The sequence below is a fragment of the Micromonospora sp. KC606 genome (assembly GCF_004348675.1).
Lineage (GTDB): Bacteria > Actinomycetota > Actinomycetes > Mycobacteriales > Micromonosporaceae > Micromonospora.
On sequence record NZ_SMKN01000083.1, the window covers coordinates 1 to 23,209 of the forward strand.

Here is a 23,209-nt window from a genome sequence, read left to right on the forward strand (position 1 = left end):
GCCGGCCGGAGCGGTAGCCGATGCCGATGCCGGCGATCAGCACGAAGATCGCGCCGAAGGTCTGCAGGCTGCCGATCAGCGCCCCACCGAGGCCGAGCAGCGGGGCGGCGATCATGAGCATCGTCCCGTCGGCGATGGCGTACGACCCGGAACGGGCGACCGACCAGCCGGTGAGCAGCCAGCCGACGCTGTAACAGGTGGCGCCGACCAGCACCAGCATCCGGGCGGTGGCGCCGAAGACGGGAGTCTGCTCCTCGAGCCCCGCGAACGGCAGCATCAGCACCGTGCCGGCGATGCTGACCAGGAGGCCGGCCACGGCGACCCGGCGGACCCGGGTGGCGGCGAGCAGCCCGGTCAGGGCGAGCAGCGCGAGCAGGCCCAGCCAGACGGCGACCACCCACCCCAGCAGGTACAGCGGCTGGCCGTCGGCCGGATAGGGGTCGTTGCCCACCCCACCGTCACTGGCCATCGCCACGACGCCGTAGAGGACCGCGTACGCCGGCAGGAGCCACACCGCGGCGCGGGCGAAACGCCGCAGCGACCAGGCCCAGCTGGCGTCAGTGGCCGGGGCGGCGGGCGTGGGGTCGCCGACGAAGGGCAGGACACCGAAACCCCCGCCGGTGCGCCGGGTGCCCAGTGGGCCGGTCGGGTCGTGCGCGCCGGGCACGGGGGTACCGGGGAACAGCCGCTTCGCCGGGTTTCGCATGCGTCACCTCGCTCGGTCGTCTGCGAGCGGCGCGGGACGCACCGGTGCCCCGGCTCCTCGCCACCACCCGTCCTCAGGACCGATCGTGGCAGGTGCCGGGGCACCGCATGAGCGTTTCTCGCATTTGTCGTCCCATCTTCGGGACGACGCCGGTCAGCCCCGCTCGCGCTGCTCCGGCCGGTCGTCCAGCAGGCTCTCCGGGGAGATCGGCTCCGGGGCCGGCAGCCCCTGCGGGGCCCTGCCGCCGGTGGCCTGCGCCTCGGCGACGCGCACCTCGTCGTGGATCGCCTGGGCGGCGTTGGCCGCGGCCCGGGCGGCCTCGGCGGCCTCCCGTTCGACCTCGCTGGCGGTGCCGGAGGCCTCCGGCGACGGCTCGTCCCCGACCATCCGGCTCAGCCCGCCCAGCGCGCCACCCATCCCCTCCAGGGCCTTGGTCAGCTCGGCCGGGACGATCCAGACCTTGTTGGCCGAACCGCTGGCGATCTGCGGCAGCGCCTGGAGGTACTGGTAGGCGAGCACCTTCTGGCTCGGGTTGGCCTGGTGGATCGCGTCGAAGACCGTCCGGATCGCCTTGGCCTGACCCTCGGCCTGCAGGATCCGGGCCTGCCGGTCACCGTCGGCGCGCAGCACCGCGGACTGCTTCTCACCCTCGGCGGTGAGAATCTGCGACTGCTTGTGCCCCTCGGCGGTGAGGATGGCGGCCCGGCGGTCCCGCTCGGCGCGCATCTGCTTCTCCATCGAGTCCCGGATGCTCGCCGGCGGCTCGATGGCCTTGATCTCCACCCGGGTCACCTTGATGCCCCACCGTCCGGTGGTCTCGTCCAGCACCCCGGAGAGGTGCCGGTTGATCTCCTCGCGGCTGGTCAACGCCCGCTCCAGATCCAGCGAGCCGATCACGTTGCGCAGCGTGGTCACGGTGAGCTGCTCGATCGCCTGGATAAAGTTGGCGATCTCGTAGGTCGCGCGCACCGAGTCGATGACCTTGTAGTAGAGAACGGTGTCGATGGACACGACCAGGTTGTCCGAGGTGATCACCGGCTGCGGCGGGAAGCTGACCACCTGCTCGCGCATGTCGACCTTGGTGCGTACCGCGTCGATGAAGGGGACCAACAGGTTCAGGCCCGGATTGAGCGTGCGCTTGTACTTTCCGAGCCGCTCCACCACGTCCTGCCGCTGCTGCGGCACGATGCGCACCGCCTTGATCAGGGTCACCACCACGATCACCGCGATGGCGATCAACATGATCGCTGCGAATTCCATATGCTCACCTTTTCGCTTCCGGCAGTTCGCCGGGGGAGGAAATATCGTCCTGCCAGACCAGGGCGGTGGCACCCCGGACCTTGATCACCTGCACACGCTCACCGGGCTCGAAAGACTGCGTCGCGTCGTACGACCGCGCGCTCCACACCTCGCCATCGATCTTGACCAGCCCACGCCCGGTGTCGACCTGCTCCAGCACCAGCGCGGTGGCACCCTCCAGTGCCTCCACCCCGAACGGCTGCTCGCCGGTCTCCAGCGCGGACCGGGCGTGGCGTCGGATCACCGGCCGCACCACCGCCACCGACAACGCCGACACCGCGGCGAAGACCAGCGCCTGGATCGGCACCGGCGCACCCAGCGCGGCGGCCCCCGCGGCGGCGAAGGCGCCGGCAGCGAACATGATCAGAAACAGCGTCGTCGTGAGGATCTCGGCGACACCCAGCAGCACTCCCAGCACGATCCACACCACGGCGTCCACCATCTGATCGTGACACGCCGGCGCACATCCCGCCCAACCAGCATGATCAGTAAGCTCTGGCCCGCAGCCGCACCGACCGAGGGAGACGCCGTGACCCTGTCGCCCGAGACCACCCGCCAGGTCGACGCACTCGTCGCGGAGGCCCAGACGACCGGCCGAGTCCCATCTCTGGTGCTCGGGGTGGTCCGCGGCGGCACGCTCTCCCACCTCGCCGCCGCCGGCGCGCACCCCTGCCCGGGGGTCGACCTGCAGTACCGGCTCGGCTCGATCAGCAAGACCATGACCGCCACGCTGGTCATGCAGCAGCGCGACGCCGGCCGGTTGACCCTCGACGACCCTCTGGCGGCGCACCTGCCCGGCACGCCGCTCGGCGACCTGACCGTGCGGCAGCTCCTCAGCCACGCCAGCGGCCTGCAACGGGAGCCGGACGGACAATGGTGGGAACGGACCGAGGGCGCCGACCTGGCGACGCTGGTCGCCGGGCTGACCCCCGACAAGATCGCCTACCCGCCGCTACGGGGCTACCACTACTCCAACCTGGCGTACGGGCTGCTGGGTGGGGCGCTGGAGCGGGTCACCGGCACGCCGTGGGTCGAGCTGCTGCGCGAGCGCGTCCTGACGCCGCTGTGCATGAACCGCACCACCTACCACGCCACCGAGCCGTACGCGCGGGGCTACGTGGTGCACCCCTGGCACGACACGTTGCGGGAGGAGCCGCGTACCGACACCGGGGCGATGGCCCCGGCGGGGCAGCTCTGGTCCACCGTCGAGGACCTGGCCCGCTGGGCCGCGTTCCTGGCCGACCCGGCCCCGGAGGTGCTCGCCGCCGAGACCCTGACCGGGATGTGCGCCCCGGTGGTGATCAGCGACCTGGACTCGTGGACCCACGGGCACGGACTCGGACTGGAGCTCTACCGCCACGGCGACCGGGTGTTCGTGGGCCACGGCGGCTCGATGCCCGGCTACGTCGCCGCCCTGGTGGTGCACCGGCCGACCCGGACCGCCGTGGTGGCCTTCGCCAACTCGTACACGTTCCGGATCGGGAGTCTGGCCCGTCGGCTGCTCACCCTCGTGCTCGACACCGAACCGGCGGCGGTGACCCCGTGGCGGCCGGTCGCCACGCCACCTCCGGCGGCGCTGGCCCAGCTGACCGGGCGCTGGTGGTGGATGGGAACGGAGATCGAGGTCCGCGCCGACGAGTCGGGCGAGCTGCGGGCCGGCCTGCCCGGCGAACTGAACCTCCGGTTCACTCCGCAGGGCCCGGACCGCTGGCGGGGCCGGTCCGGCGGACAGGACGGCGAGGTCCTCACCGTCGTCCGGGACGAGAACGGCGCCGTCGTCGCCCTCGATGTCGCCACCTTCGTCCTCACCCGCACCCCCGACCAGGAACCCTGACCGGCGGCGCCGCCTGTCGACCCGGACTTCGGCTCCCACCGCCGAACCGGCGGCGAACACGGGACGGTCGGTCGACGGCGTGTTTGTGCAGGAACGGTGGCTGCTGGCCCGCTCCAGCCGGCACTGCGCCGGATCGATAACGTCACTGTTATCGTCTGCGAGATTGAGTGTTATAACGGCGGAGGGCGCGGGTGGAGTTTCGCGACATCGAGATCTTCTTGACGCTGGCCGAGGAGTTGCACTTCGGTCGGGCCGCGGAGCGGTTGCATGTCTCGCAAGCGCGGGTCAGTCAGGCGATCAAGGCCCAGGAGCGCCGGATCGGCGGGATGTTGTTCGAGCGCACCAGCCGTATGGTGACCCTGACTCCACTCGGTGAGCAGCTACGCGATGACCTGCGTGCCGGCTACGACGCGATTCACCGGGGCGTGGCAAGGGCGACCGAGTCGGCGCGGGGAGTGACCGGGACCGTGCGACTGGGGGTGATGGGCATGGTCGGAGCCGAACTCCGGGACGTGATCGAGGTGTTCCGTGGCCGGTACCCGGGCTGCGACGTCGCGCTCCGCGAGATCCACTTCAGCGACCCGTTCGCCGCCCTGCGGGCCGGGGAGGTCGATCTGGCGGTGCTGTGGCAGCCGGTGCGGGAACCAGACCTGGTCGAGGGGTCGGTAGTGCTGACCGAGGGCAGGGTGCTGGCCGTGTGGACGGGGCATGAGCTGGCCGACCGGTCGTCGGTGTCGCTGGAGGACTTCGCCGACCGGGTCTTCGTCGACCCCGGCCCACCGGTGCCCGAGTACTGGATTCAGGCGATGCTGCCCAAGCACACCCCCGGCGGCCGGCGCATTCCGCGGGGTCCGCTGGCCGTCACCTTCCATGAGGCGCTCTCACGGGTCGCCGCCCACGAGTGTCTGATACCGCTGAACGAGCACGTACTGCGGTACTACTCGCCCCCAGGAGTCGTCTTCGTGCCGGTCCATGACGCGCCGGCCACCGAGTGGGTGCTGGTGTGGCGCAAGGACGCGCTGCACCCGCGCGGGCGCGGCTTCGTCGAGGTGGCGACGGAGCTCGGCCCACGCGAGTTCGGCACGGTCAGGCAGTACAAGTAGCGCGTTGTTCGAGCGTCATCCGAGGCATGTTCGGACAGCGTTGGCCAGGTTCGTCGCCCGTGGGTCGTCGGGTCGGAAGTTCCAGAGGTTGGTGGCGTAGCCGAAGCCGACACCGGCGTCGGGGTCGGCGAAGCCGACCGAGCCGCCGGAGCCTGGGTGGCCGAACGACGCCGGGCTGACCATCGGATAGGGCGGGCAGGCTCGCCAGAACCCGAGTGACATGTTGAAGGAGCGGTCAGCGGGGATGTTCAGCCCTGGCGGCAGCCCGTACATCGATGTCTTGTCGGTGTGGATTTCCGTCGCACTTGCGACAGTTGCCGGGTTGAGCAGTCGTACGCCGTTGACGTTGCTGACCGTGGCGGCGTACATCCGGGCGATCGAGTGTGCGTCGGCGATCATGTTCGCGGCTGGGTGCTCGGATGCACGCCAGGCACCCGTGGTGAAGTAGTCGGACGTGGTGAAGGCGCCGCCGAGTTCGCCGGCGCGGATTGCGACGGAGCCCGGACTGTACAGGGCGGTCACCCAGGCGGTGACCGTCTCCGCGTCGAGCCCGGTCACCTTGATCATCCCGGCGAGCAGCTCTTCCACGCTGAACGGAGCAGCGTTGTGGATCTTCGCCACCCGTGGCTCGTGTTTGGCGGGCATCCCGATCCAGGCGCTCAAGCCGAGAGGGCGAGCCACCTCTTCGGCGAAGAAGGTGCCGAGTGACTTGCCGGTGATCCGACGCACGACCTCGCCGACCAGATACCCGTAGGTGTTGGCGTGGTAGATGTGCTGGGTGCCCGGCTCCCACAGCGGCGGCTGCGCCTCCAATGCCCGGATGACCGGGTCCCAGGCGCATGCCTGCTCGAAGGTCAACGGTCCGTCGACGATCGGCAGCCCGGCCTGGTGCGACAGCAGCCAGCGCACCGGGATCTGGTCCTTGCCGTGGGCGCCGAACTCCGGCCAGTACCGCACCACCGGGGCGTCCAGATCCAGCAAACCACGCTGGACCAGCATGTGGGCACAGATCGCGGTAGCGCCCTTCGTCGTGGATGCGACCTGCATGATGGTGTTTCTGCGCCACGGTCGGTTCGCCTCACGGTCGGCGAGGCCGTCCCACAGGTTGACCACGAGGCGGCCGCCCACGTAGACGCTGCACGCCGCACCGACCTCGCCGGGGCCCTCGAAGTTCGCTCGGAACGCGTCGGCTACCTTTCCCCAGCCCCGCGCGACACCGCACTCACCACCGTCACCACCATCGCTCCCGGAGACACTTGCGGCGGCGGTGCCGTGTCCGGCGAGGCCGGTGAAGCCAGTGAGCGCGCCGGCACCCACCACGCCCTTCAACACGGTCCGGCGCCCAACGTGCCCCTGCTCGGGGGTTCCGCTTGTCGTGCCCATCATGCTGTGGTCCTTTCTGGAGATCTGAAAACGGAGGGGCTCAGGCCGCCACGGACCGCTCGCTCGCGGCGACCCGCAGCCGGGCGCCTGAGGTGGTCCCCGAGGCCGTGATCGACTCTGGCGTGGCGAAGGTAGGCATGACAAACTTTCCCCCTTGTTGTGTCCGGGTTTCGGAAGCTGATGTGTTCACAGTCGCCGACCGACCAGACACACCGCTGACACCGCTCTGACACCGACCACGCCGACGACATGGCCCCGTGTCAGACGTGTTCTGTGACGCCCCAAGACTCCCTGCTCAGACGGCGGCAATCAACGGCGAACATCGCAACGACCGATAACACGACGGTTATCGGCGCTTCGACAGTGGTGGCCAGCGCTGGCGGCCTGATCATCCGCTGTATCCACCACACGGCGGCAGCTCACCACGATGGTGGCTTGGTCCTTGTGGATGCCGAGGCAGGCCTTGTCCTCCAGACCGGGCTCGGGCTTCCAGTGCAGGATCGAGCCGTCAGCGACGTACCCGTCGAAGAAGCGCTGGAAGTCCCGCGCCATCGTCTTGTCCGCTGGCAGTGGTCCATCGGTTCGGGCTCAGGTAGAGGGAAACGCCGATTGATCCTTCGCCTTCGCCCCAGGTGCAGTTGACGTTCTGCGCCACCGGGGGTCCGTGTCGGCCGGGCTGGGCTTCCCGGCCCCCGTCCTGCGTAGCGACGTGGCGGTGTCGCCGGTCAGCGTCGGGCATGCCCCGGTCAGCTTCGTCCACTTCCCGGTGAACCGGACCGACGGCGTGCCCGCCGTTGGAGGCATGCCCGGCGTCGCCGGTCCGGCGGGTTCGGCGGGTTCGGCGCAGGCGCGGCGAGTAGTGCAGGCGTCAAAGCCGACAGCGACGCCGGTATGAGCCGACGAACCCAGTGGACGGTGGGTACATGGCTTCCTCTCGGCCAGAACGGCGCCGCCGTCACGAAGCGACGGGTGGTGCGCGTGTCTTCCACAGGGCGAACGTTGCCTGACGCGGCCGGCTCAGGCCGGCTCGGTGACGAAGTCGATCAGGCGCTCCATCGCGTTGATCAGTGGGGTTTCCACGTCGGCGAAGCTGTCCACCCGGGACAGGATGTGTCGCCACATCTCAGCCGGCTCGGCTACGCCGAGCGCCGCGCAGACGCCTTCCTTCCACGGTCGCCCCGGCGGCACCACCGGCCACTCCCGGATGCCGAGCGCCTTCGGCTTCACCGCCTGCCACACGTCGACGTACGGGTGACCGGTGACCAGCACGTGCGGGGAGGTCACCCGCGCGACCATCCGGCTCTCCTTGGAGCCGGGCACCAGGTGGTCGACCAGCACCCCGAGCCGGCGCCCCGGTCCGGGAGCGAAAGCCCGCACCTCGGCGTCGAGCGCGTCGACGCCGTCCAGCGGTTCGACCACCACCCCTTCGATCCGCAGGTCGTCCCCCCAGATCCGCTCGACCAGAGCGGCGTCGTGCACCCCCTCGACCCAGATCCGGCTGGCCTTGGCCACCCGCGCCTTCACGTTGTCGACGGCGATCGACCCGGAGGCGGTCCGCTGGCGCACGGCCGGTCCCGGAGCCCGTACCGGCCGGCGCAGGGTCACCGGCCGACCGTCGAGCAGGAAGGCGGCGGGCAGCAGGGGGAAGTGACGCCGCCGGCCGTGCCGGTCCTCCAGCGTCACCGCGCCGGACTCGAAGCCGACCACCGCCCCGCAGAAGCCGGAGTCGGCGTCCTCCACCACGAGATCCGGCTCGGCGTCCACCTCGGGGACGGCCCTACGCCGCCGCCAGTTTCCCGCCAACACGTCCCCGTCGTATCGCCCCGCCATGTCGATCACGCTAACCGGACGCCCGGCACGCCGCCCGCCGACGCGCCGCCCGCCGGACCGCCCCGGGGCACGCCGGGACACCCCCGATCGGGCAACAAGGGGTGAAAGGGGTAGTTGGGGTCAGGGCACCCGGGGCGTGCGGCAGTCGAGACAGGGGCGGCGGAGAGCACGTACCCTTTCCGCATGTCCCTCCCCGCAACGGGCGCGGCCACCCTGGCCCCGCGCCGGTCGAGCCGGTTCGTGGCCTGGGTGCGCGCGTGGCGCGCCGGGCTGGTGCCCTTCGACGAGGTCGCCGAGGAGATCGCCGGCGACGAGGAGCACCTGGTCGCCGACGCCCCCGGCACCTGGACCGACGTGCCCCTGCGGGAGGCGCTGCCCACCCTGGCCAAGCTCTCCCCGGACGAGATCCGGCTGGTGCTTCCCGCACCGGGCGACCCACGCGGCCTGCCCGGTCCGGGCGACTTCGCCGGGGCGGCGCTGCTGGCCGGCGAGGCGGTGGTCGCCGGGCCGCTGGGGCTGATCCCCGAGGTCCGCACCCACACCTCCGGGTCGGGAATGACCTGGGAGACCGTGCTGTGGCGGGTCTACCCGCTGCCCGCGGACGCGCCGACGGCGTCGCTGTCCGCCCCCGGCGCCGCCGAGGCGGAGGCCGAGCTGGCCAGCGCGCTCGCCGAGTCCACCGCCGCGCTGACCCGCCTCGACGTGGCCCAGTGGCGGCCGGAGCTGGCCGGGGCCCTCGCCGCGCTGCGTCGCCCGGACGGGACCACCGACCTGCCACCCGGCTTCGACCCGCGCGCCCGCCGGCTCTTCGCCCGGGCAGCCGTGCTCGACCGGGTGCTCGCCCTCGCCGGGAAGAGCGCGCCGGGTGGGGCGGTCAACACCCACGAGGCCCAGCAACGCGACGCGGCGCTGCGCCCGCTCACCACCGCCTGCCGGCAGGCGCTGGTCGCCGCCTGCAACGCTCCGCTGCGCCTGTGAGGGCGTACCGCAGGAACCGGCGGGGCGGCGTCGGACGCCCCGCCGCGACACGCAGCCCGATCAGACCTCCTCGATCAGGTCGGCCACCGAGTCGACGATGCGTGAGGGACGGTACGGGTAGCGTTCCGCCTCGGCCCGGGTGCTGATCCCGGTCAACACCAGGATCGTCTCCAGGCCCGCCTCCAGGCCGCAGAGGATGTCGGTGTCCATCCGGTCGCCGATCATCGCGGTGGTCTCCGAGTGCGCCTCGATGGTGTTGAGCGCCGAGCGCATCATCATCGGGTTCGGCTTGCCGACGAAGTACGGCTCCACCCCGGTCGCCTTGGAGATCATCGCGGCGACCGAGCCGGCCGCCGGCAGCGCGCCCTCCATGGACGGCCCGGTGACGTCGGGGTTGGTGCAGATGAACCGGGCCCCGTCGTTGATCAGCCGGACCGCCTTGGTGATCGCCTCGAAGCTGTACGTCCGGGTCTCCCCCAGCACCACGTAGTCCGGGGCGAAGTCGGTCAACACGTAGCCGACCGCGTGCAGCGCCGTGGTCAGCCCGGCCTCACCGATGACGTACGCGGTGCCGCCCGGCCGTTGGTCGGCGAGGAACTGCGCGGTGGCCAGCGCGGACGACCAGATCGCGGACTCCGGGACGTCCAGCCCCATCCGGGTGAGCCGGGCCTGGAGGTCGCGCGGGGTGTAGATGGAGTTGTTGGTGAGCACCAGGAAGGGCTTGCCGGAGGAGCGCAGCCGGTTGATGAACTCCGGGGCGCCCGGCACCGGCTGGCCCTCGTGCACCAGCACGCCGTCCATGTCGGTGAGCCAGCTCTCCACCGGCTTGCGGTTCTGCATCATCTCGTCCAAGGGGTGTCGGGGTCGTTGTCTTCAGGGGCGGCGGGCAGGCGGCAGACAACACGGCGTGGGGCAGGTGTCCCACGTCGGCAGCTCGCCGAGGCGGCGCTGCGGCCCCTCGCCGCCGGGAGTGGTGCGCTCCAGGACCAGTTCCCGCACCATCGCCACGAAACGCGCGTCGGACCCGGGGGTGCCGGCCCGGGCGAAGTCGAGGCCGAGTTGCTTCGCCGTGGCCAGCGCCTCGGTGTCGAGGTCCCAGACCACCTCCAGGTGGTCGGAGACGAACCCGATCGGGCTGACCACCACGGCGGTCACCCCGGAGGAGGCGAGCGCGGCCAGGTGGTCGTTGATGTCCGGCTCCAGCCACGGCACCTGGGGCGGGCCGGAGCGACTCTGCCAGACCAGGTCGTACGGCACCTCCGGCGCGGCGACGGCGTGCACCAGCCGGGCGGTCTCCGCCAACTGCGCCGTGTACCGACCCCCGGCCGGGCCGGCGGTGGCCGCCGCCGAGGTGGGGATGGAGTGGGCGGTGAAGACCACCCGGGTGGTGTCCCGCTTCGCCGGGTCGAGCTGCGCCAGGGCCGCCCTCACCGCGTCGGCGTGCGGTTCGACGAAGCCCGGATGGTCCCAGAACTGGCGCAGCTTCTCGATCACCGGGGCGTCCGGGCCGACCGCGGCGCGGGCGGCGGCGATGTCCTCCTGGTACTGCCGGCAGGACGAGTAGCCGCCGTACGCGCTGGTGACGAAGGCCAGCGCCCGCTGCACCCCGTCGTCGCGCATCCGCGCCACGGTGTCGGCGAGCATCGGGTCCCAGTTCCGGTTGCCCCAGTACACCGGCAGGTCGACACCGTTTGCGGCGAAGTCCTCGCGGATCGCCGCGAGCAGCTCCCGACACTGCTGGTTGATCGGAGAGACCCCACCGAAGTGCAGGTAGTGTTCGGCGACCTCGGCCAGCCGCTCCGGCGGCACGCCCCGACCCCTGGTCACGTTCTGGAGGAAGGGCAGCACGTCCTCCGGCCGTTCCGGGCCGCCGAAGGAGACCAGCACCAACGCGTCGTACGCCATGGGCGCCATTCTCCCCCGACGGCCGTGACGGCCCGGCGGCCACCCCGGAACGTGGCCGTCTCGGCGCCGTGTCAGGCGCCGACCGAGTGGTAGCCGCCGTCGACGTGGACGATCTCGCCGGTGGTGGCCGGGAACCACTCCGACAGCAGCGCCAGGCACGCGCGGGCGGTCGGCTCAGGGTCGGTCAGGTTCCACCCGAGCGGGGCCCGCTCGGTCCACACCTGCTCGAACTGCTCGAAGCCGGGGATGGACTTGGCTGCCATGGTCCGCAGCGGCCCGGCGGCCACCAGGTTGCTGCGGATGCCCTGCTTGCCGAGATGCATCGCCAGGTAGCGGGAGGCGGACTCCAGAGCGGCCTTGGCCACGCCCATCCAGTCGTACACCGGCCATGCCTGGCTGGCGTCGAAGGTGAGCCCGACCACCGAGCCGCCCGGCGACATCAGCGGCAGCGCCGCCATGGCGAGGGACTTGTACGAGTAGGTGGAGACGTGCAACGCGGTGGCCACGTCCTCCCACCCGGCGTCGAGGAAACCGCCGCCCAGACAGCTCTGGGGCGCGAAACCGATCGAGTGCACCACCCCGTCGAGGCCGTCGACGTGCTCACGGACCCTGTCGGCCAGGCCGGCCAGGTGCTCGGCATTGGTGACGTCCAGCTCGATCACGGGGGCCGGCTCGGGCAGCCGCCGGGCGATCCGCTCGACCAGGGAGAGCCGGCCGTAGCCGGTGAGCACGACCTGAGCGCCGTTCTCCTGGGCGAGCCTCGCCACCGAGAAGGCGATCGAGGCGTCGGTGATGACGCCGGTGACCAGCAACCGCTTGCCGGCGAGCAGTCCTGCCATGGAAAGGTTCCTCCGTACGTTTCTCTAGTGGCCCATGCCGAGGCCGCCGTCGACCGGGATCACGGCGCCGGAGATGTAGCCGGCGGCGTCCGAGGCCAGCCAGGTGACCACGCCGGCGACCTCCTCCGGCTCGGCGAACCGGCCGGCCGGGATGCCCTTGCGGTACTCGGTGCGGCGCTCCTCGGGCAGTTTGGCGGTCATGTCGGTGTCGATGAAGCCGGGGGCGACCACGTTCGCGGTGATGTTGCGGCTGCCCAGCTCCCGGGTGATCGAACGGGCGACGCCCACCAGGCCGGCCTTGCTCGCCGCGTAGTTGACCTGGCCGGCGCTGCCGTAGAGGCCGACCACCGAGGAAATGAAGATCATCCGCCCCCACCGGGCCCGGAGCATCTTCGAGGAGGCACGCTTGGCGCAGCGGAACGCGCCGGTGAGGTTGGTGTCCAGCACGCCGGTGAACTGCTCCTCGGACATCCGCATCAGCAGCGTGTCGTCGGTGATCCCGGCGTTGGCGACCAGCACCTCGACCTGGCCCAGCTCGGCCTCGACGGCGGAGAAGGCGGCGTCGACGGAGGTGGCGTCGGTGACGTCGCACCGCACGCCGAACAGGCGGCCCTGTGGGCCGGCTCCGTCTGCGCCGACCCCCGGCTCGACGGCGTCGGCACCCGGCACTCCGCCGCTGCGGTGGGTCACCGCCACCCGGTCGCCCTGCTTGGCGAATGCCTGGGCGATGGCCAGGCCGATCCCCCGGTTGCCGCCGGTCACCAGCACGGTACGGGCCACGGGTCCTCCCTCTGGTCAGCTGATCTCCACGTCGGTCGGAGCCTAGGCGTTACCGGCAGGTAAGCGCTAACAGTGACGGGGTGGCGTGACCATCGGCCAGCGCCGCGGGGCCATCCGGCCGAGTGCGCGCCCCCACTGTCGAAGTTGTACGATGATCCGCGTTCGCGGGCCGACGTGCGGCCCGCGTAGCCGAGCCCCGCCGACCCGCAGGAGGTGATCGCTGTGCGAGATAGCGATCCTCCCAGTCGTGGCCGGGCCCTCCGTCAGCCCCGCTGAGTCGCGACTCAGCAGGTCGAGCTGACCCAGCTCCCGCTCCACCGCACCGCACCGCACCGGCCGTTCCGCCGGGCGGCCGGCCCGCGCCGTCCCGCCCCGGACGTCGCGTGGTGGAGCGCCCGGCCACGACTTCGTGTGCGCGTCCTGATCAACCTCTGCGGTCCGCCCCCGCAACGCGGACCGCCCAGTCGCCACCGGAGCCGTTCCATGAGCCGTTACGTCGCCCCGCTGGGCTTCACCCTCGCCGCCGTCTGGGTGGCCGTCGTCTTCGTGTTGGCCGGCGGCGGGCACTGACCGCGCCGGCCACCGGCCGCGGCAGGCGCCGCCGGCGCCTGCCGCGGGGCCGTCTCTGCCGGCCGGGCGGGGGTTCACCGGCCGCCCAGCCAGGCGGTGGGTGTCAGAGCAGCCGCGACGTCCAGAGCAGACTCAGTCCACCCGCGCAGAGCGCCAGCAGCAGCGCCACCCCGGCGTACCACTGGGTGATCTCGCGCGGCTCGGTGCGGAACCCGATCGAGCTACCCATGTCCTGGTAGACCTGCTTCAGCTCGGACACCGAGGCGGCCTCGTAGAAGTACCCCTCGGTCGTCTTGGCGAGGTCCGCCAGCGCCAGCCGGTCCACCGGCACCCGCTGCGGCTGGCCGTTGATGTCGACCTGACCCGAGTCGGTGCCGAAGGCGATGGTGGAGACCGGCACGTTCGCCGCCTGCGCCGCCGCGGCCGCCTCCTCCACCGACCGGCCCGCCGTACGGTACCCGTCGGAGAGCAGCACGATCCGGGCCGGCGGGATGCCGGCCGCCCCGTCGGCCGGCACCGAGCGGATCGCCTCCAGGCAGGTGAAGACCGCCTCACCCGTGGCGGTCGACTCGGCCAGGGTGAGCCCGTCGATCGCGGTGGTCACCGCGTCCCGGTCCTTGGTTGGCGGGACCAGCACGTTCGCCGACTTGGCGAAGGAGACCAGGCCGAGGTTGTAACTGGCCGGCAGTTCGCCGACGAACTGCTTGGCCGCCTCCTGGGCGGCCTCCAGCCGGTTCGGGGCCACGTCGTCGGCCTGCATGGACAGCGACACGTCGATGGCGAGCATCACCGTCGCCCGTTCCAGCGGCTCCCGGGTGTCCACCGCCGGACGGGCCATTCCGGTGGCGAGCGCCACCAGGGCGAGCAGCAACGCGGTGGCAGCCGCGTGTCGCCGCCAGCCCAGGCCCTTCGGCGCGACGGTACGCAGCAGCTCCACGTTGGTGAACCGCATCGCGTACGCGCGGCGGTGGCGCTGCCGCCACACGTAGCACGCGGCCAGGGCGAGCACCGGCAGCAGGGTCAGCAGCCACCACGGTTGCATGAAACGGATCATCGAGTCGTCCCCCGGGTGCGGGCGTGCCGCTGCGCGGCCACGAATCGCACCATGTCCAGCAGCCAGTCTCGGTCGGTACGCAGTCGCAGGTGTGCGGCGCCGGCGGCGCGCAACCGCGCGGCGATCGCGTCCCGCTGGGCGGCCGCCGCGTCGGCGTACCGCCGGCGCAGTCCGGCGTCGGCGGTCTGCACCTCGTGCAACTCCCCGGTCTCCGGGTCGACCACCGGCAGCACCCCCACGTCGGGCAGTTCCAGCTCACGCGGGTCGACCACCTCGATCGCCAGCACGTCGTGCCGGACCCGCAGCTTACGCAGCGGCCTGCCCCACTGCTCCGGCGGTGCGAGGAAGTCCGAGATCACCACCGCCAGGCCCCGCCGCCGCGGTGGCCGGTTCAGCATGTCCACCAGCGCCCCGAGATCGCTGCGGCCGGGCCGAACCGGGGTGTGCGCCACGGCGCGGAGCAGGGCCTGCGCCTCCCGACGACCGGAGCGGGCCGGAACCCGGGTCAGCGTCCCGGGCCCCGTCGGCGGCGGTGGGGCGGCCCGCCACCGGCTGGCCTTCGCGGGTGGCTCCGCGCCGCTGCCGATGACCGCGCCGATCCGGTTGCCACCGCGGACGGTCAGGTGGGCCAGCGCCGCGGTCGCGGCGACCACCACCTCCCGTTTGAGCCACCGTCCGGTGCCGAAGTCGAGACTCGCCGAGAGGTCGACCGCCAACCAGGTCTCCAACTCCCGGTCGGCCACCGTGCGCCGCACGTGCGGCATGGTGGTGCGGGCGGTGACCGGCCAGTCCATCCGGCGGACGTCGTCGCCGGGCCGGTACTCGCGGGACTCCCCGGCCTCGCTGCCCGGACCGGGCAGCAGCCCGGCGTAGTCGCCCTGGAGCAGGCCGTCGAGCTTACGCGTGATCAGCAGTTGGAGGCGGGCGAGGACCGCCTCGTCGCGTTCACCGACGGCCGCCGGGCGCACGGGTGAGGTCACGGCCGCTGCCCGGGCCAGCCGGTACCGGGCGGGGCGCTGACCGGTGGTGCCGGCGCGGCCTGCTGCCGGGGCGTGACCGACGGCAGCGGGATGGTCGACATGATCCGGTGCACCACGTGGTCGGCGGGCACGTCGTCGGCGAGCGCGTCGTAACTGAGCACCAGCCGGTGACGCAGGATGTCCGGGGCGATGTCCTGCACGTCCTGCGGCAGCGCGTAGTCCCGGCCGCGCAGCAGGGCCAGCGCCCGGGTGGCCCGGACCAAACCGAGCGAGGCACGCGGGCTGGCCCCGTACTGGATCAGCTGGGCGACGTCCGGCATGCCGTGCTCGGCCGGGGTGCGGGTGGCCAGCACCAGTCGGACCGCGTAGTCGACCAGCGCGTTGTGCACGAAGACCTGGTCGGCCTTGCGTTGCAGGGCGATCAGGTCGTCGGTGGTGAAGACCTGGGCCGGTTCCGGCGCGGCGACGCCCATCCGGTAGACGATCTCCCGCTCCTCGGCGTCGGTCGGGTAGCCGACGACGATCTTCATGAGGAAACGGTCCCGCTGCGCCTCCGGCAGCGGGTAGACGCCCTCCTGCTCGATCGGGTTCTGGGTGGCCATCACCAGGAACGGGTCCGGCACCCGGTGGGTCTCGCCGCCGATGGAGACCTGCCGTTCGCTCATCACCTCCAGCAGCGCCGACTGCACCTTCGCCGGCGCCCGGTTGATCTCGTCGGCGAGCAGGAAGTTGACAAAGACCGGGCCCAGCTCGACGTCGAACTTCTCGCTGGACTGCCGGTAGATGCGGGTGCCCATGATGTCGGCGGGGACCAGGTCGGGGGTGAACTGCACCCGGGCGAAGTCGCCGCCGACCACCTTGGCCAGCGTCTCCACCGCGAGGGTCTTGGCCACTCCGGGCACGCCCTCCAGCAGACAGTGGCCCCGGGCCAGCAGCGCGACGAGCATCCGCTCGACCATCCGGTCCTGACCGACGATGACCCGTTTGATCTCGAACAGCGCCCGTTCCAGCAGGGTGGCGTCCTGCGCCGGGGTGCTCACCGGCGCGGGTGTGGCGGGAGCCGCCCCGTTCGGGTTGGGGGCGTCGGGCGTGGTCGGCTGGGCCACCGGTCCTCCACAGCATGGTCGGTCGTCGGGCGTGGTGCGTATCAAGACTCGCATGCCCGGCTGGGAGGCGACGGAGGGAGAAGCCGATTTTCGCCACGCCGTCGGTGGTGGGCGAATCGCTGAACGAGGGTGGACATGGAGGGGTCCTGCGCGTGTACGATTCACCCCGTCGCCGGGCGGCTCCCCCCGTGGCCGCCCGGCGCTCACACGTTCGGCACCAGCGGCATAGACTCGCCCGGATGACCGCACCCATCCCCGCCGACGAGGCCCAGATCTGCTCGGCCCGTGGGTGTCGCGCTCCCGCCGCCTGGGCGTTGCGCTGGAACAATCCCCGGCTGCACGACCCCGCACGCCGCAAGACCTGGCTGGCCTGCCCGGCCCATCGGGCGTCCCTCGGCGACTTCCTCGACGCGCGCAGCTTCCTGCGGGAGGTCGCACCCCTGCCCGGATCGCATACGCTCGGATCGTGAACGTGCAGATCGGACGTCCCCGGTGACCGGCGCCGAGCCACCGCAGCCCCCGGTCAGTGCCCTGGAACCCTGGCCGGACACCGTCCGCTGGCAGCCGATCTGCCGCGACCTGATCTGGGTGGAGGTGCTCCGGCTGGCCATCGTGCTGGCTGTGGTGCTGGTCGGGCTGGGCGTCGGCTGGGCCCTCAGCGGCCACTGGCTCTTCGGCGTTGCGCTCGGCGCGGCGCTGCTGGCGGGACTGTGGCGGACGGCGGCGATCGTCCGGGCCGTCCACGCCTGGGGCTACGCCGAACGCGAGAACGACCTGCTGGTCCGGCACGGGCTGCTGGTACGCCGGCTGTCCATCGTGCCGTACGCACGGATGCAGTTCGTCGATGTCAGCGCCGGCCCGCTGGAACGCGCCTTCGGCCTGGCCACCGTGCAGCTGCACACCGCCGCGGCAGCCAGCGACGCCCGGGTACCCGGGCTGCGGCCGGCGGAGGCAGCCCGGCTGCGCGACCGGCTCACGGCGCTCGGCGAAGACCGCGCGGAGGGGTTGTGAGTGACGGCCCGCACCATCCCGGGCCGGCCCGACCGTGGCAGCCGCCCGAGGCTTCCGGTGCGCCGCCGACCGGTCTGCCGAACGAGGAGCCCCGGCAGCGCCTGCACCCGCTGAGCCCGGTGCTGCACGGCGCGAAGTCCCTCATCGTCGTCATCGCCGGCCTGTCCTGGTCGACGCTGTCCCGGGTGGGTTTCGGCTGGTTCGCGGCGATGGTCGTGGTGCTGGCCCTGGGCGCGACCGTGCTCGCGGTGGTCAGCTGGTGGAACACCGGCTACCACATCGTCGGGCGTGAGCTGCGGGTCCACGAAGGGCTGCTGTGGCGGCGCACCCGGGCCATCCCGTTGGAGAGGCTGCAGGCGGTGGAGGTGGTTCGGCCGCTGCTCGCCCAGCTCACCGGTTTGGCCGAGCTGCGCCTGGAGGTGGTCGGCGGCGGCAAGACCGAGGCGCCACTGGCGTACCTGGGTGTCGCCGAGGCGGCGGCGTTGCGCCAGCGGCTGCTCACCGTCGCGGGCCGCGTGCCGGGTCAACCGCCCGGACCGGAGGTCGCCACGGCCGGGCCGGCGCCGGAGCTCTCCGGGCGTGAGCTGCACGCCGTACGCAACCCCGACCTGCTGGCCAGCCAACTGCTCACCCCGCAGGCGTTCCTGCTCCCCTTCGGGGTGGCCTTCGTGGTGGCACAGTTCCTTTCCGAGGATTCCTGGTCGTTCATCGCGGTGGCCAGCACGCTGACCGCGATGGCCGGCATCGTCCTGCAACCGGTGCGCCGGGTCCTCGACGACTGGAACTTCCGGTTGGCCCGGGAGGCCGCCGGCCTGCGGGTACGCAACGGCCTGCTGGAGACCCGGATGCAGACCGTCCCGTTGGACCGGGTGCAGATGGTGGGGGTGACCTGGCCGCTGCTCTGGCGGTGGAAGGGGTGGCTACGGCTGCGCCTGGAGGTCGCCGGCTACTCGTCCGGCGAGCCGGACGACCGCAACCGGCCGGACCGGCTGCTGCCCGTCGGCGACCTGCGCACCGCCGAGATGATCGTGGCCGAGGTACTGCCCCGGGTGCGGTTGACCACGTTGCCGCTGGTGCCGCCGCCGGCCCGGGCCCGCTGGCTGCGCCCGCTGAGCGCCCGGATGCTCGGCGCCGGGCTGGGCGAGCAGGTCTTCACCGTCCGTTCCGGGTTGTTGACGCGACAGCTGGCGATCGTGCCGTACGCCCGGATCCAGAGCGTGCGGGTGGTGCAGGGGCCGGCACAGCGACGGCTACGGCTGGCCACGGTGCACGCCGACACGGCATCCGGCGGCGCCGTGGCGTACCACCGTGACCTGGCGGAGTCGTGGGCCCTCGCGGCAGAGCTGACCGCGCGGGCGCACGCGGCGCGGCGACGCCACTGACCCGCCCGGGCCGGCCGGCCCCACGGGCCGAGATTCCGGTCCTGCCCGCGCGGCATGCCCTCCTGGGCCGGTGGCAGCAACCAGCATGTGAACGTAGGGTGCTGCGGCGAGGGCGGTGGATCGTCCGCGGGACCGGCTCAGCGGGCGGCCGGCCTTGCCGGCTCCTCGACTTCCGGCGGCGCGGCGGGAGCCGGCGGCACGGCGTGCGGCGTCGCCCCGACCCGCCCGTCAGCCGGCTCGCCAAGGGCCTCGCCGCCCGCCTCGGCCGGACCGTCCGGGGTGTCGCCGACCGGCCGGCGACGGGCCCGGCGCGCCGCCCACCAGCGCTCGGCCAGACCGACCACCAGGAAGGTCAACCCGACGTACGCCCAGCCGACCAGCACGTCGATCACGTAGTGCTCGCCGGAGTAGACGAGGGTGAAGGTCATCGCCAGCGGGTACGTCAGCAGCAGCGGCCACCAGCGCCGGCGGACGGAGCGGAAGAAGAACAGCACCACGAACAACGCCCACGCGGTGTGCAGCGACGGCATCGCGGCCACCGGGTTGGAGGCGATCTGGCCGGCGTTGAGCAGGTTGCCCGCTCCGTGCATGCCGAACGCCTTCCAACCCCGGGTGGAGATCCGGGCGACCTCGGTGAGCAGCCCGTTCTGTGCCGCCCACCAGGGCGGCGCGGCCGGGTAGAGGAAGTAGGTCACCAGGCCGGCGGCGCAGAGGAAACCGAAGCGCCGCATGTACGCCACCCACCGCCGGCGGTTGCGCAGCCAGAGCACCGCGGCGGCGGCCAGCGCCACCACGAAGTGGGAGAAGTAGACCCAGCTCGCCAGCACGTCCCACCAGCGCACGTTGGGCTGGTACAGGTGCTCCTGCAACCAGACGGTGGGCACCTCCCCGCCGGTGGCCCAGCCGAACATCACCCGGTCGGCGACGATCAGCTCGTAGGCGTGCGGGGTCGCGCCGTTGTCGGCGAATCCTCGGGAGAGGTTGTAGACCGCGAGCAGCAGCACCACGGGAATCCAGTCCCGGGCGAAGGCCAGGTGACTGCGCCTCGGCCGGTGGGAGTTCCAGGCGATGGTGCCCGCCCAGATCCACAGGAAGGCGTACGCCGGGTCGGTGGGCAGGCCGATGGCCAGCCAAGCGACGACGAAGGCGACGCTCCAGACCGCCATCGCGATCACGCGCCGGCGCCCGCCGGCGAGGGACACGGGCGGTCCGGTCGGGGCGGGGGGCTGGGGGTCAGTCACGACGGCCATCGCGGTCAAGGTTAACGGCGGCCGGTACATCGACGAACGCCGCACCGGCCGGGCCGATCGAGTTCGGGCGCGAGACGGCCGGGAGAAGGGTCGTCGGGCACGACCTCGGATCCGCCCGCTGGACTAGGCTCGCTCCATGCAGGAGCAGCCGGAGCCGCCCTTCCCACCAGGGCTGACCGCCCGGGTCGAGCTGACCGTCACCGACGCCGACACCGCCCAGGCGATGGGGTCCGGCGACGTGCCGGTGCTCGGCACACCCCGGGTGCTGGCCCTGGCCGAGGCGGCCACCGTCGCGGCCACCGCCACCCGGCTGCCCCCGGGGCGGACCACCGTGGGGAGCCGCATCGAGCTGGAGCACCGGGCGGCGACGCCGGTTGGGCGGACGGTGGTGGCGCAGGCCCGGCTGGGCGAGGTCGACGGCCGGCGGCTGGTCTTCGAGGTGACGGTCACCGACGACGGCGAGACGGTGGCGCACGGTCGGGTGGAGCGGGTGCTGGTCGACCGGCAACGCTTCGTCGAACGCGCGGCGAGGGCCTCATGAGCCTCCGGTTCACCGAGGTCGCCGACCGGGTCCACGTGCTGCGCGAGCCGTTGCTCGACGTCAACGTCACCCTGGTCGTCGGCGATGGTGAGGCGCTGCTGGTGGACACCCTCTCCACCACCGGGCAGGCCGCCGAACTGGCCGCGGCGGCGCGGGCGGTCACCGGCCACCCCTGGACGGTGGTCAACACCCACCACCACTTCGACCACTGTTTCGGCAACGCCACTCTCGCCGGCGCCCCGCCCCGCCCGGTCTACGCCCACGAGTTGGCCGCCGCCGCGCTGCGCGAGGCGCCGGATCGGCTGCGCCGCGGGGCGTACGCGGAGCTACGCACGGAGCGGCCCGGGCTCGCCGAGGAGGTGGCCGGCACCGAGCTGCTGGTCCCGACGCATCCGGTGCACACCGAGGCGGTGCTGGACATCGGCGGCCGACGGGTGGTGCTGCGCCATCCGGGGCGCGGGCACACCGACGCCGACCTGGTGGTGCACGTGCCCGACGCCGATGTGCTGGTCGCCGGGGACCTCGTCGAGCAGGGCGGCCCACCCGCGTTCGAGGACTCGTACCCGCTGCAGTGGCCGGACGCGGTCGCCGAGCTGCTGCGGCTCACCACGCCCGCGACGCTGGTCGTGCCCGGGCACGGCGAAGTCGTCGACGTCGACTTCGTTCGGGCCCAGCACCAGCACCTCGTCGACCTGGCCTGGCTGATCCGTGCCGCGCACACCGGTGGGGCTCCGCCCAAGCGGGTCGCCGCCGAGGCGCCCTTCGGCGCCCGCTCCGGCATGGTCGCCGCCCGCCGCGGCTTCGCCGAACTCGACGGCACCGCCTGAGAAGATCCTGCCGAACCGAGCGGCGACGCCGCTACCGTCGACTGACCCCTCAAGGTCGGGGGTGGCGGGGCACTGACGGGGGTTGGCTGCGCGCACCGTGGTCGGGAGGCACGTCGATCCCGTGCCGCACCCTGGAGAACGCGTCGATGCCCCAGGCGACCTGGCGGATACCGCCCCACAGGGTGCCGAGCAGGCGTCGGATGGGCTGCTGGGCGCCAACGTAGTGCGAGGAGGACGAGTCGTTGGTCTTCATGAACTGTTGTGCGATGAAGTCGTCGAAGTACATGGCTCAAGAGTCGCAAGCGACGGCGTCCCGCGGGAGTGGCAGGATTGACGCGAACTGATAGGATTTTGCCATCATGGTTGTGCAGCGTCCAACGGTCACGATCCCGCTCGTCGACGGCATGACCCTGTTCGAGATCGGCATGCCGCTGGAGGCCCTGGGCCACACCTGGGACCCCGACCACGGCCCGCTCTACGACGTGACGCTGTGCGGCGACCTGCGCGGAGTGCGCACCCACACCGGCGCCCGTCTGGCCCCGGAGCGGCCACTGAGCGCCGTGCCCGAGGGCGACACGGTGCTCGTGCCGGCGGTGCCACCGGGGCGGTCCGTCGGCCCTCGGCTGGTCCGCGAGCTGCGGCGCGCCGCCGACCGGGGCGCCCGCATTGCGGCCCTGTGCACCGGCACGTTCGCGCTCGCCGAGGCGGGCCTGCTCGACGGCCGTCGGGCCACCACCCACTGGCGGCACGCCAGCCTGCTGCAGCGGATGTATCCCAACATCGAGGTCGATGCGCGCGCCATCTACATGGAGGACGACGGCATCTTCACCAGTGCCGGCTCGGCGGCGGGCCTTGATCTCTGCCTGCATCTGATCCGGCGCGACCACGGGGAGCGCGCCGCGAACGCCATGGCCCGCTACCTCGTAATCGCCGCCCACCGTGACGGTGGTCAGGCGCAGTACGTACACGCGGAGCCGCTGGAGGACTGCGCCGCCTGGCTGGACAACCTCCGCGCCTGGCTGCGCGAGAACCTCCGCCGGACGGTAACGCTGACCGAGCTGGGACGAGCGGCGAACCTCTCGTCCCGCACCCTCGCCCGGCGGTTCGAGCGAGACGTCGGCACCACCCCGATGCGCTGGGTCGCCACGGAACGGATCGCGGCCGCCAAGGAACTGCTCGAGGCCACCGACCTGACGGTCGACCGGATCTCGTTCGAGGTGGGCTACGGGTCGCCGGTGACGTTCCGAACCGTCTTCACCCAGGAAGTCGGCATCTCACCGAGGCGCTACCGCTCGCGGTTCGCGGCACGGCTTGACGCCGCCGCTCCGGCATAACCCGTGGGGGCGGTAACTTGCGGCGCATGTCAAGGTTCTTGAGGCGGGTTGGCTAGGGTTTCGTTGAGTGAGCCTGTGGGTACGGGTCCCCCTGCTCGGTTGATCCATGCGGCTACGGGCAGCATGGCCGGTCCGCCCGCGTCCAGCAGAGCGGCGATCGCAACTGCCGCCGAAGCCTCGCGGGTACCGCGCCGACGGCGGCGAGCACCCACTCGCCCTGTACCCGGCTCATCTCCAGCCGCAGCCTCTACCCGGCCCAGCAGTGCCCAGAGCATGCCGAACACGCATCCCCGTCGCTGGCCGCATCGTGCAGCGCCCGCCATGCCTCCGGTGTCGTGCCAGTCAGGAAGCCATCGAGGTACGCCTCCGCGTCGAGCAGCGCCGACCGGAACTGAGGGAACGGCCCGTGCGCTGACAGCCAAGATCGCAGCGCTGCGATGAACCGGCGGTTAACCGCGACATCCGGGGCGCGGGGCGGGTCAGGGGCCGGCGCGGAG

The 23,209-nt window shown here is 72.2% G+C and carries 25 protein-coding genes; 10 read left to right on the forward strand and 15 right to left on the reverse strand.

Annotated features, from left to right (window positions below):
* The 3 genes from E1193_RS17195 to E1193_RS17205 form a co-directional block, all read right to left on the reverse strand.
* The coding region (locus E1193_RS17195) for a hypothetical protein (RefSeq protein ID WP_132184208.1) at positions 1-706 on the reverse strand (706 nt) is incomplete at its 3' end.
* 153 nt (positions 707-859) lie between these two features.
* Positions 860-1,966, reverse strand: a complete 1,107-nt coding sequence (locus E1193_RS17200; protein ID WP_132184209.1) for an SPFH domain-containing protein — start codon at positions 1,964-1,966, stop codon at positions 860-862.
* Positions 1,967-1,970: 4 nt separating this feature from the next.
* Positions 1,971-2,444, reverse strand: coding sequence for an NfeD family protein (locus E1193_RS17205; protein ID WP_132184210.1), 474 nt, complete (start codon positions 2,442-2,444; stop codon positions 1,971-1,973).
* A gap of 90 nt (positions 2,445-2,534) precedes the next feature.
* On the opposite strand from E1193_RS17205, the gene E1193_RS17210 reads away from it, so the two are divergent.
* Positions 2,535-3,839, forward strand: coding sequence for a serine hydrolase domain-containing protein (locus E1193_RS17210; protein ID WP_132184211.1), 1,305 nt, complete (start codon positions 2,535-2,537; stop codon positions 3,837-3,839).
* Between the two features lie 191 nt (positions 3,840-4,030).
* A complete protein-coding gene (locus E1193_RS17215) occupies positions 4,031-4,942 on the forward strand; it encodes a LysR family transcriptional regulator (RefSeq protein ID WP_132184212.1) in 912 nt (303 codons plus the stop codon).
* Positions 4,943-4,957: 15 nt separating this feature from the next.
* On the opposite strand, the gene E1193_RS17220 is transcribed toward E1193_RS17215, so the two are convergent.
* The 3 genes from E1193_RS17220 to E1193_RS17230 form a co-directional block, all read right to left on the reverse strand.
* On the reverse strand, positions 4,958-6,328 hold the full coding sequence (locus E1193_RS17220; RefSeq protein WP_132184213.1) for a serine hydrolase domain-containing protein: 1,371 nt from the start codon (positions 6,326-6,328) through the stop codon (positions 4,958-4,960).
* 306 nt (positions 6,329-6,634) lie between these two features.
* Positions 6,635-6,877: a hypothetical protein gene (locus E1193_RS17225; RefSeq protein ID WP_132184214.1), complete on the reverse strand. Its 243-nt coding sequence runs from the start codon at positions 6,875-6,877 to the stop codon at positions 6,635-6,637.
* A gap of 465 nt (positions 6,878-7,342) precedes the next feature.
* A complete protein-coding gene (locus E1193_RS17230; RefSeq protein WP_132184215.1) occupies positions 7,343-8,155 on the reverse strand; it encodes a DUF3097 domain-containing protein in 813 nt (270 codons plus the stop codon).
* Between the two features lie 183 nt (positions 8,156-8,338).
* On the opposite strand from E1193_RS17230, the gene E1193_RS17235 reads away from it, so the two are divergent.
* On the forward strand, positions 8,339-9,133 hold the full coding sequence (locus tag E1193_RS17235) for a hypothetical protein (protein WP_132184216.1): 795 nt from the start codon (positions 8,339-8,341) through the stop codon (positions 9,131-9,133).
* Positions 9,134-9,193: 60 nt separating this feature from the next.
* On the opposite strand, the gene E1193_RS17240 is transcribed toward E1193_RS17235, so the two are convergent.
* The 4 genes from E1193_RS17240 to fabG all read right to left on the reverse strand — a co-directional run bounded on the left by E1193_RS17240 (position 9,194) and on the right by fabG (position 12,657).
* Entirely contained in the window at positions 9,194-9,973 is a 780-nt protein-coding gene (locus E1193_RS17240) for an HAD-IIA family hydrolase (protein ID WP_132184217.1), read from the reverse strand.
* A gap of 33 nt (positions 9,974-10,006) precedes the next feature.
* Positions 10,007-11,038 (reverse strand): ferrochelatase, encoded by a 1,032-nt coding sequence (locus E1193_RS17245; RefSeq protein ID WP_132184218.1) that lies wholly within the window; start codon positions 11,036-11,038, stop codon positions 10,007-10,009.
* 71 nt (positions 11,039-11,109) lie between these two features.
* The gene (fabI, locus tag E1193_RS17250) at positions 11,110-11,877 is read right to left on the reverse strand and encodes an enoyl-ACP reductase FabI (RefSeq protein WP_132184219.1); all 768 of its coding nucleotides are present in this window, start codon (positions 11,875-11,877) and stop codon (positions 11,110-11,112) included.
* A gap of 24 nt (positions 11,878-11,901) precedes the next feature.
* Positions 11,902-12,657: a 3-oxoacyl-[acyl-carrier-protein] reductase gene (fabG, locus tag E1193_RS17255; RefSeq protein ID WP_132184220.1), complete on the reverse strand. Its 756-nt coding sequence runs from the start codon at positions 12,655-12,657 to the stop codon at positions 11,902-11,904.
* A 411-nt stretch (positions 12,658-13,068) separates the two neighbouring features.
* Here fabG and E1193_RS31940 point away from each other — a divergent pair, with 411 nt between their 5' ends.
* Positions 13,069-13,227 (forward strand): hypothetical protein, encoded by a 159-nt coding sequence (locus E1193_RS31940; RefSeq protein WP_165945763.1) that lies wholly within the window; start codon positions 13,069-13,071, stop codon positions 13,225-13,227.
* Positions 13,228-13,330: 103 nt separating this feature from the next.
* On the opposite strand, the gene E1193_RS17260 is transcribed toward E1193_RS31940, so the two are convergent.
* Genes E1193_RS17260 through E1193_RS17270 form a run of 3 tightly spaced genes read right to left on the reverse strand, consistent with a single transcriptional unit; the run spans position 13,331 to position 16,367 of the window.
* Positions 13,331-14,281: a VWA domain-containing protein gene (locus E1193_RS17260; RefSeq protein WP_132184221.1), complete on the reverse strand. Its 951-nt coding sequence runs from the start codon at positions 14,279-14,281 to the stop codon at positions 13,331-13,333.
* Complete coding sequence (locus E1193_RS17265) at positions 14,278-15,279, reverse strand: DUF58 domain-containing protein (RefSeq protein WP_132184231.1); 1,002 nt, start codon at positions 15,277-15,279, stop codon at positions 14,278-14,280. Before E1193_RS17265 ends, E1193_RS17260 begins: the two co-directional genes overlap by 4 nt.
* On the reverse strand, positions 15,258-16,367 hold the full coding sequence (locus E1193_RS17270; protein WP_132184222.1) for a MoxR family ATPase: 1,110 nt from the start codon (positions 16,365-16,367) through the stop codon (positions 15,258-15,260). Before E1193_RS17270 ends, E1193_RS17265 begins: the two co-directional genes overlap by 22 nt.
* 239 nt (positions 16,368-16,606) lie before the next feature.
* On the opposite strand from E1193_RS17270, the gene E1193_RS17275 reads away from it, so the two are divergent.
* The 3 genes from E1193_RS17275 (at position 16,607) to E1193_RS17285 (ending at position 18,760) form a co-directional block, all read left to right on the forward strand.
* Positions 16,607-16,837: a hypothetical protein gene (locus E1193_RS17275; protein WP_132184223.1), complete on the forward strand. Its 231-nt coding sequence runs from the start codon at positions 16,607-16,609 to the stop codon at positions 16,835-16,837.
* Positions 16,838-16,859: 22 nt separating this feature from the next.
* The gene (locus tag E1193_RS17280) at positions 16,860-17,378 is read left to right on the forward strand and encodes a PH domain-containing protein (RefSeq protein ID WP_132184224.1); all 519 of its coding nucleotides are present in this window, start codon (positions 16,860-16,862) and stop codon (positions 17,376-17,378) included.
* Between the two features lie 74 nt (positions 17,379-17,452).
* Positions 17,453-18,760 carry a PH domain-containing protein gene (locus tag E1193_RS17285; protein ID WP_243707746.1) on the forward strand — a complete coding sequence of 436 codons (1,308 nt, stop codon included), beginning with the start codon at positions 17,453-17,455 and terminating at the stop codon, positions 18,758-18,760.
* A gap of 137 nt (positions 18,761-18,897) precedes the next feature.
* Here the strand turns inward: E1193_RS17285 and E1193_RS17290 are convergent, their stop codons facing one another.
* Positions 18,898-20,010: a phosphatase PAP2 family protein gene (locus tag E1193_RS17290; RefSeq protein ID WP_132184226.1), complete on the reverse strand. Its 1,113-nt coding sequence runs from the start codon at positions 20,008-20,010 to the stop codon at positions 18,898-18,900.
* A 136-nt stretch (positions 20,011-20,146) separates the two neighbouring features.
* On the opposite strand from E1193_RS17290, the gene E1193_RS17295 reads away from it, so the two are divergent.
* Positions 20,147-20,551 carry a hotdog domain-containing protein gene (locus E1193_RS17295; protein WP_132184227.1) on the forward strand — a complete coding sequence of 135 codons (405 nt, stop codon included), beginning with the start codon at positions 20,147-20,149 and terminating at the stop codon, positions 20,549-20,551.
* Positions 20,548-21,378, forward strand: a complete 831-nt coding sequence (locus tag E1193_RS17300; protein WP_132184228.1) for an MBL fold metallo-hydrolase — start codon at positions 20,548-20,550, stop codon at positions 21,376-21,378. Before E1193_RS17295 ends, E1193_RS17300 begins: the two co-directional genes overlap by 4 nt.
* A gap of 49 nt (positions 21,379-21,427) precedes the next feature.
* On the opposite strand, the gene E1193_RS17305 is transcribed toward E1193_RS17300, so the two are convergent.
* Positions 21,428-21,664 carry a hypothetical protein gene (locus tag E1193_RS17305; RefSeq protein WP_132184229.1) on the reverse strand — a complete coding sequence of 79 codons (237 nt, stop codon included), beginning with the start codon at positions 21,662-21,664 and terminating at the stop codon, positions 21,428-21,430.
* Positions 21,665-21,737: 73 nt separating this feature from the next.
* Between E1193_RS17305 and E1193_RS17310 the strand changes: the two genes are divergently transcribed.
* A complete protein-coding gene (locus tag E1193_RS17310; RefSeq protein ID WP_132184230.1) occupies positions 21,738-22,712 on the forward strand; it encodes a helix-turn-helix domain-containing protein in 975 nt (324 codons plus the stop codon).
* Positions 22,713-23,209: the final 497 nt, after the last annotated feature.

Excerpts from the sequence above, each read along its gene's own strand:
- E1193_RS17200 (WP_132184209.1), bottom strand. The coding sequence starts at position 1,966 with ATGGAATTCGCAGCGATCATGTTGATCGCCATCGCGGTGATCGTGGTG.
- E1193_RS17220 (WP_132184213.1), bottom strand. The coding sequence starts at position 6,328 with ATGATGGGCACGACAAGCGGAACCCCCGAGCAGGGGCACGTTGGGCGC.
- E1193_RS17225 (WP_132184214.1), bottom strand. The coding sequence starts at position 6,877 with ATGGCGCGGGACTTCCAGCGCTTCTTCGACGGGTACGTCGCTGACGGC.
- E1193_RS17230 (WP_132184215.1), bottom strand. The coding sequence starts at position 8,155 with ATGGCGGGGCGATACGACGGGGACGTGTTGGCGGGAAACTGGCGGCGG.
- E1193_RS17235 (WP_132184216.1), top strand. The coding sequence starts at position 8,339 with ATGTCCCTCCCCGCAACGGGCGCGGCCACCCTGGCCCCGCGCCGGTCG.
- E1193_RS17240 (WP_132184217.1), bottom strand. The coding sequence starts at position 9,973 with ATGCAGAACCGCAAGCCGGTGGAGAGCTGGCTCACCGACATGGACGGC.
- E1193_RS17245 (WP_132184218.1), bottom strand. The coding sequence starts at position 11,038 with ATGGCGTACGACGCGTTGGTGCTGGTCTCCTTCGGCGGCCCGGAACGG.
- fabI (WP_132184219.1), bottom strand. The coding sequence starts at position 11,877 with ATGGCAGGACTGCTCGCCGGCAAGCGGTTGCTGGTCACCGGCGTCATC.
- E1193_RS17260 (WP_132184221.1), bottom strand. The coding sequence starts at position 14,281 with ATGATCCGTTTCATGCAACCGTGGTGGCTGCTGACCCTGCTGCCGGTG.
- E1193_RS17275 (WP_132184223.1), top strand. The coding sequence starts at position 16,607 with ATGACCGCACCCATCCCCGCCGACGAGGCCCAGATCTGCTCGGCCCGT.
- E1193_RS17290 (WP_132184226.1), bottom strand. The coding sequence starts at position 20,010 with ATGGCCGTCGTGACTGACCCCCAGCCCCCCGCCCCGACCGGACCGCCC.
- E1193_RS17295 (WP_132184227.1), top strand. The coding sequence starts at position 20,147 with ATGCAGGAGCAGCCGGAGCCGCCCTTCCCACCAGGGCTGACCGCCCGG.
- E1193_RS17300 (WP_132184228.1), top strand. The coding sequence starts at position 20,548 with ATGAGCCTCCGGTTCACCGAGGTCGCCGACCGGGTCCACGTGCTGCGC.
- E1193_RS17305 (WP_132184229.1), bottom strand. The coding sequence starts at position 21,664 with ATGTACTTCGACGACTTCATCGCACAACAGTTCATGAAGACCAACGAC.
- E1193_RS17310 (WP_132184230.1), top strand. The coding sequence starts at position 21,738 with ATGGTTGTGCAGCGTCCAACGGTCACGATCCCGCTCGTCGACGGCATG.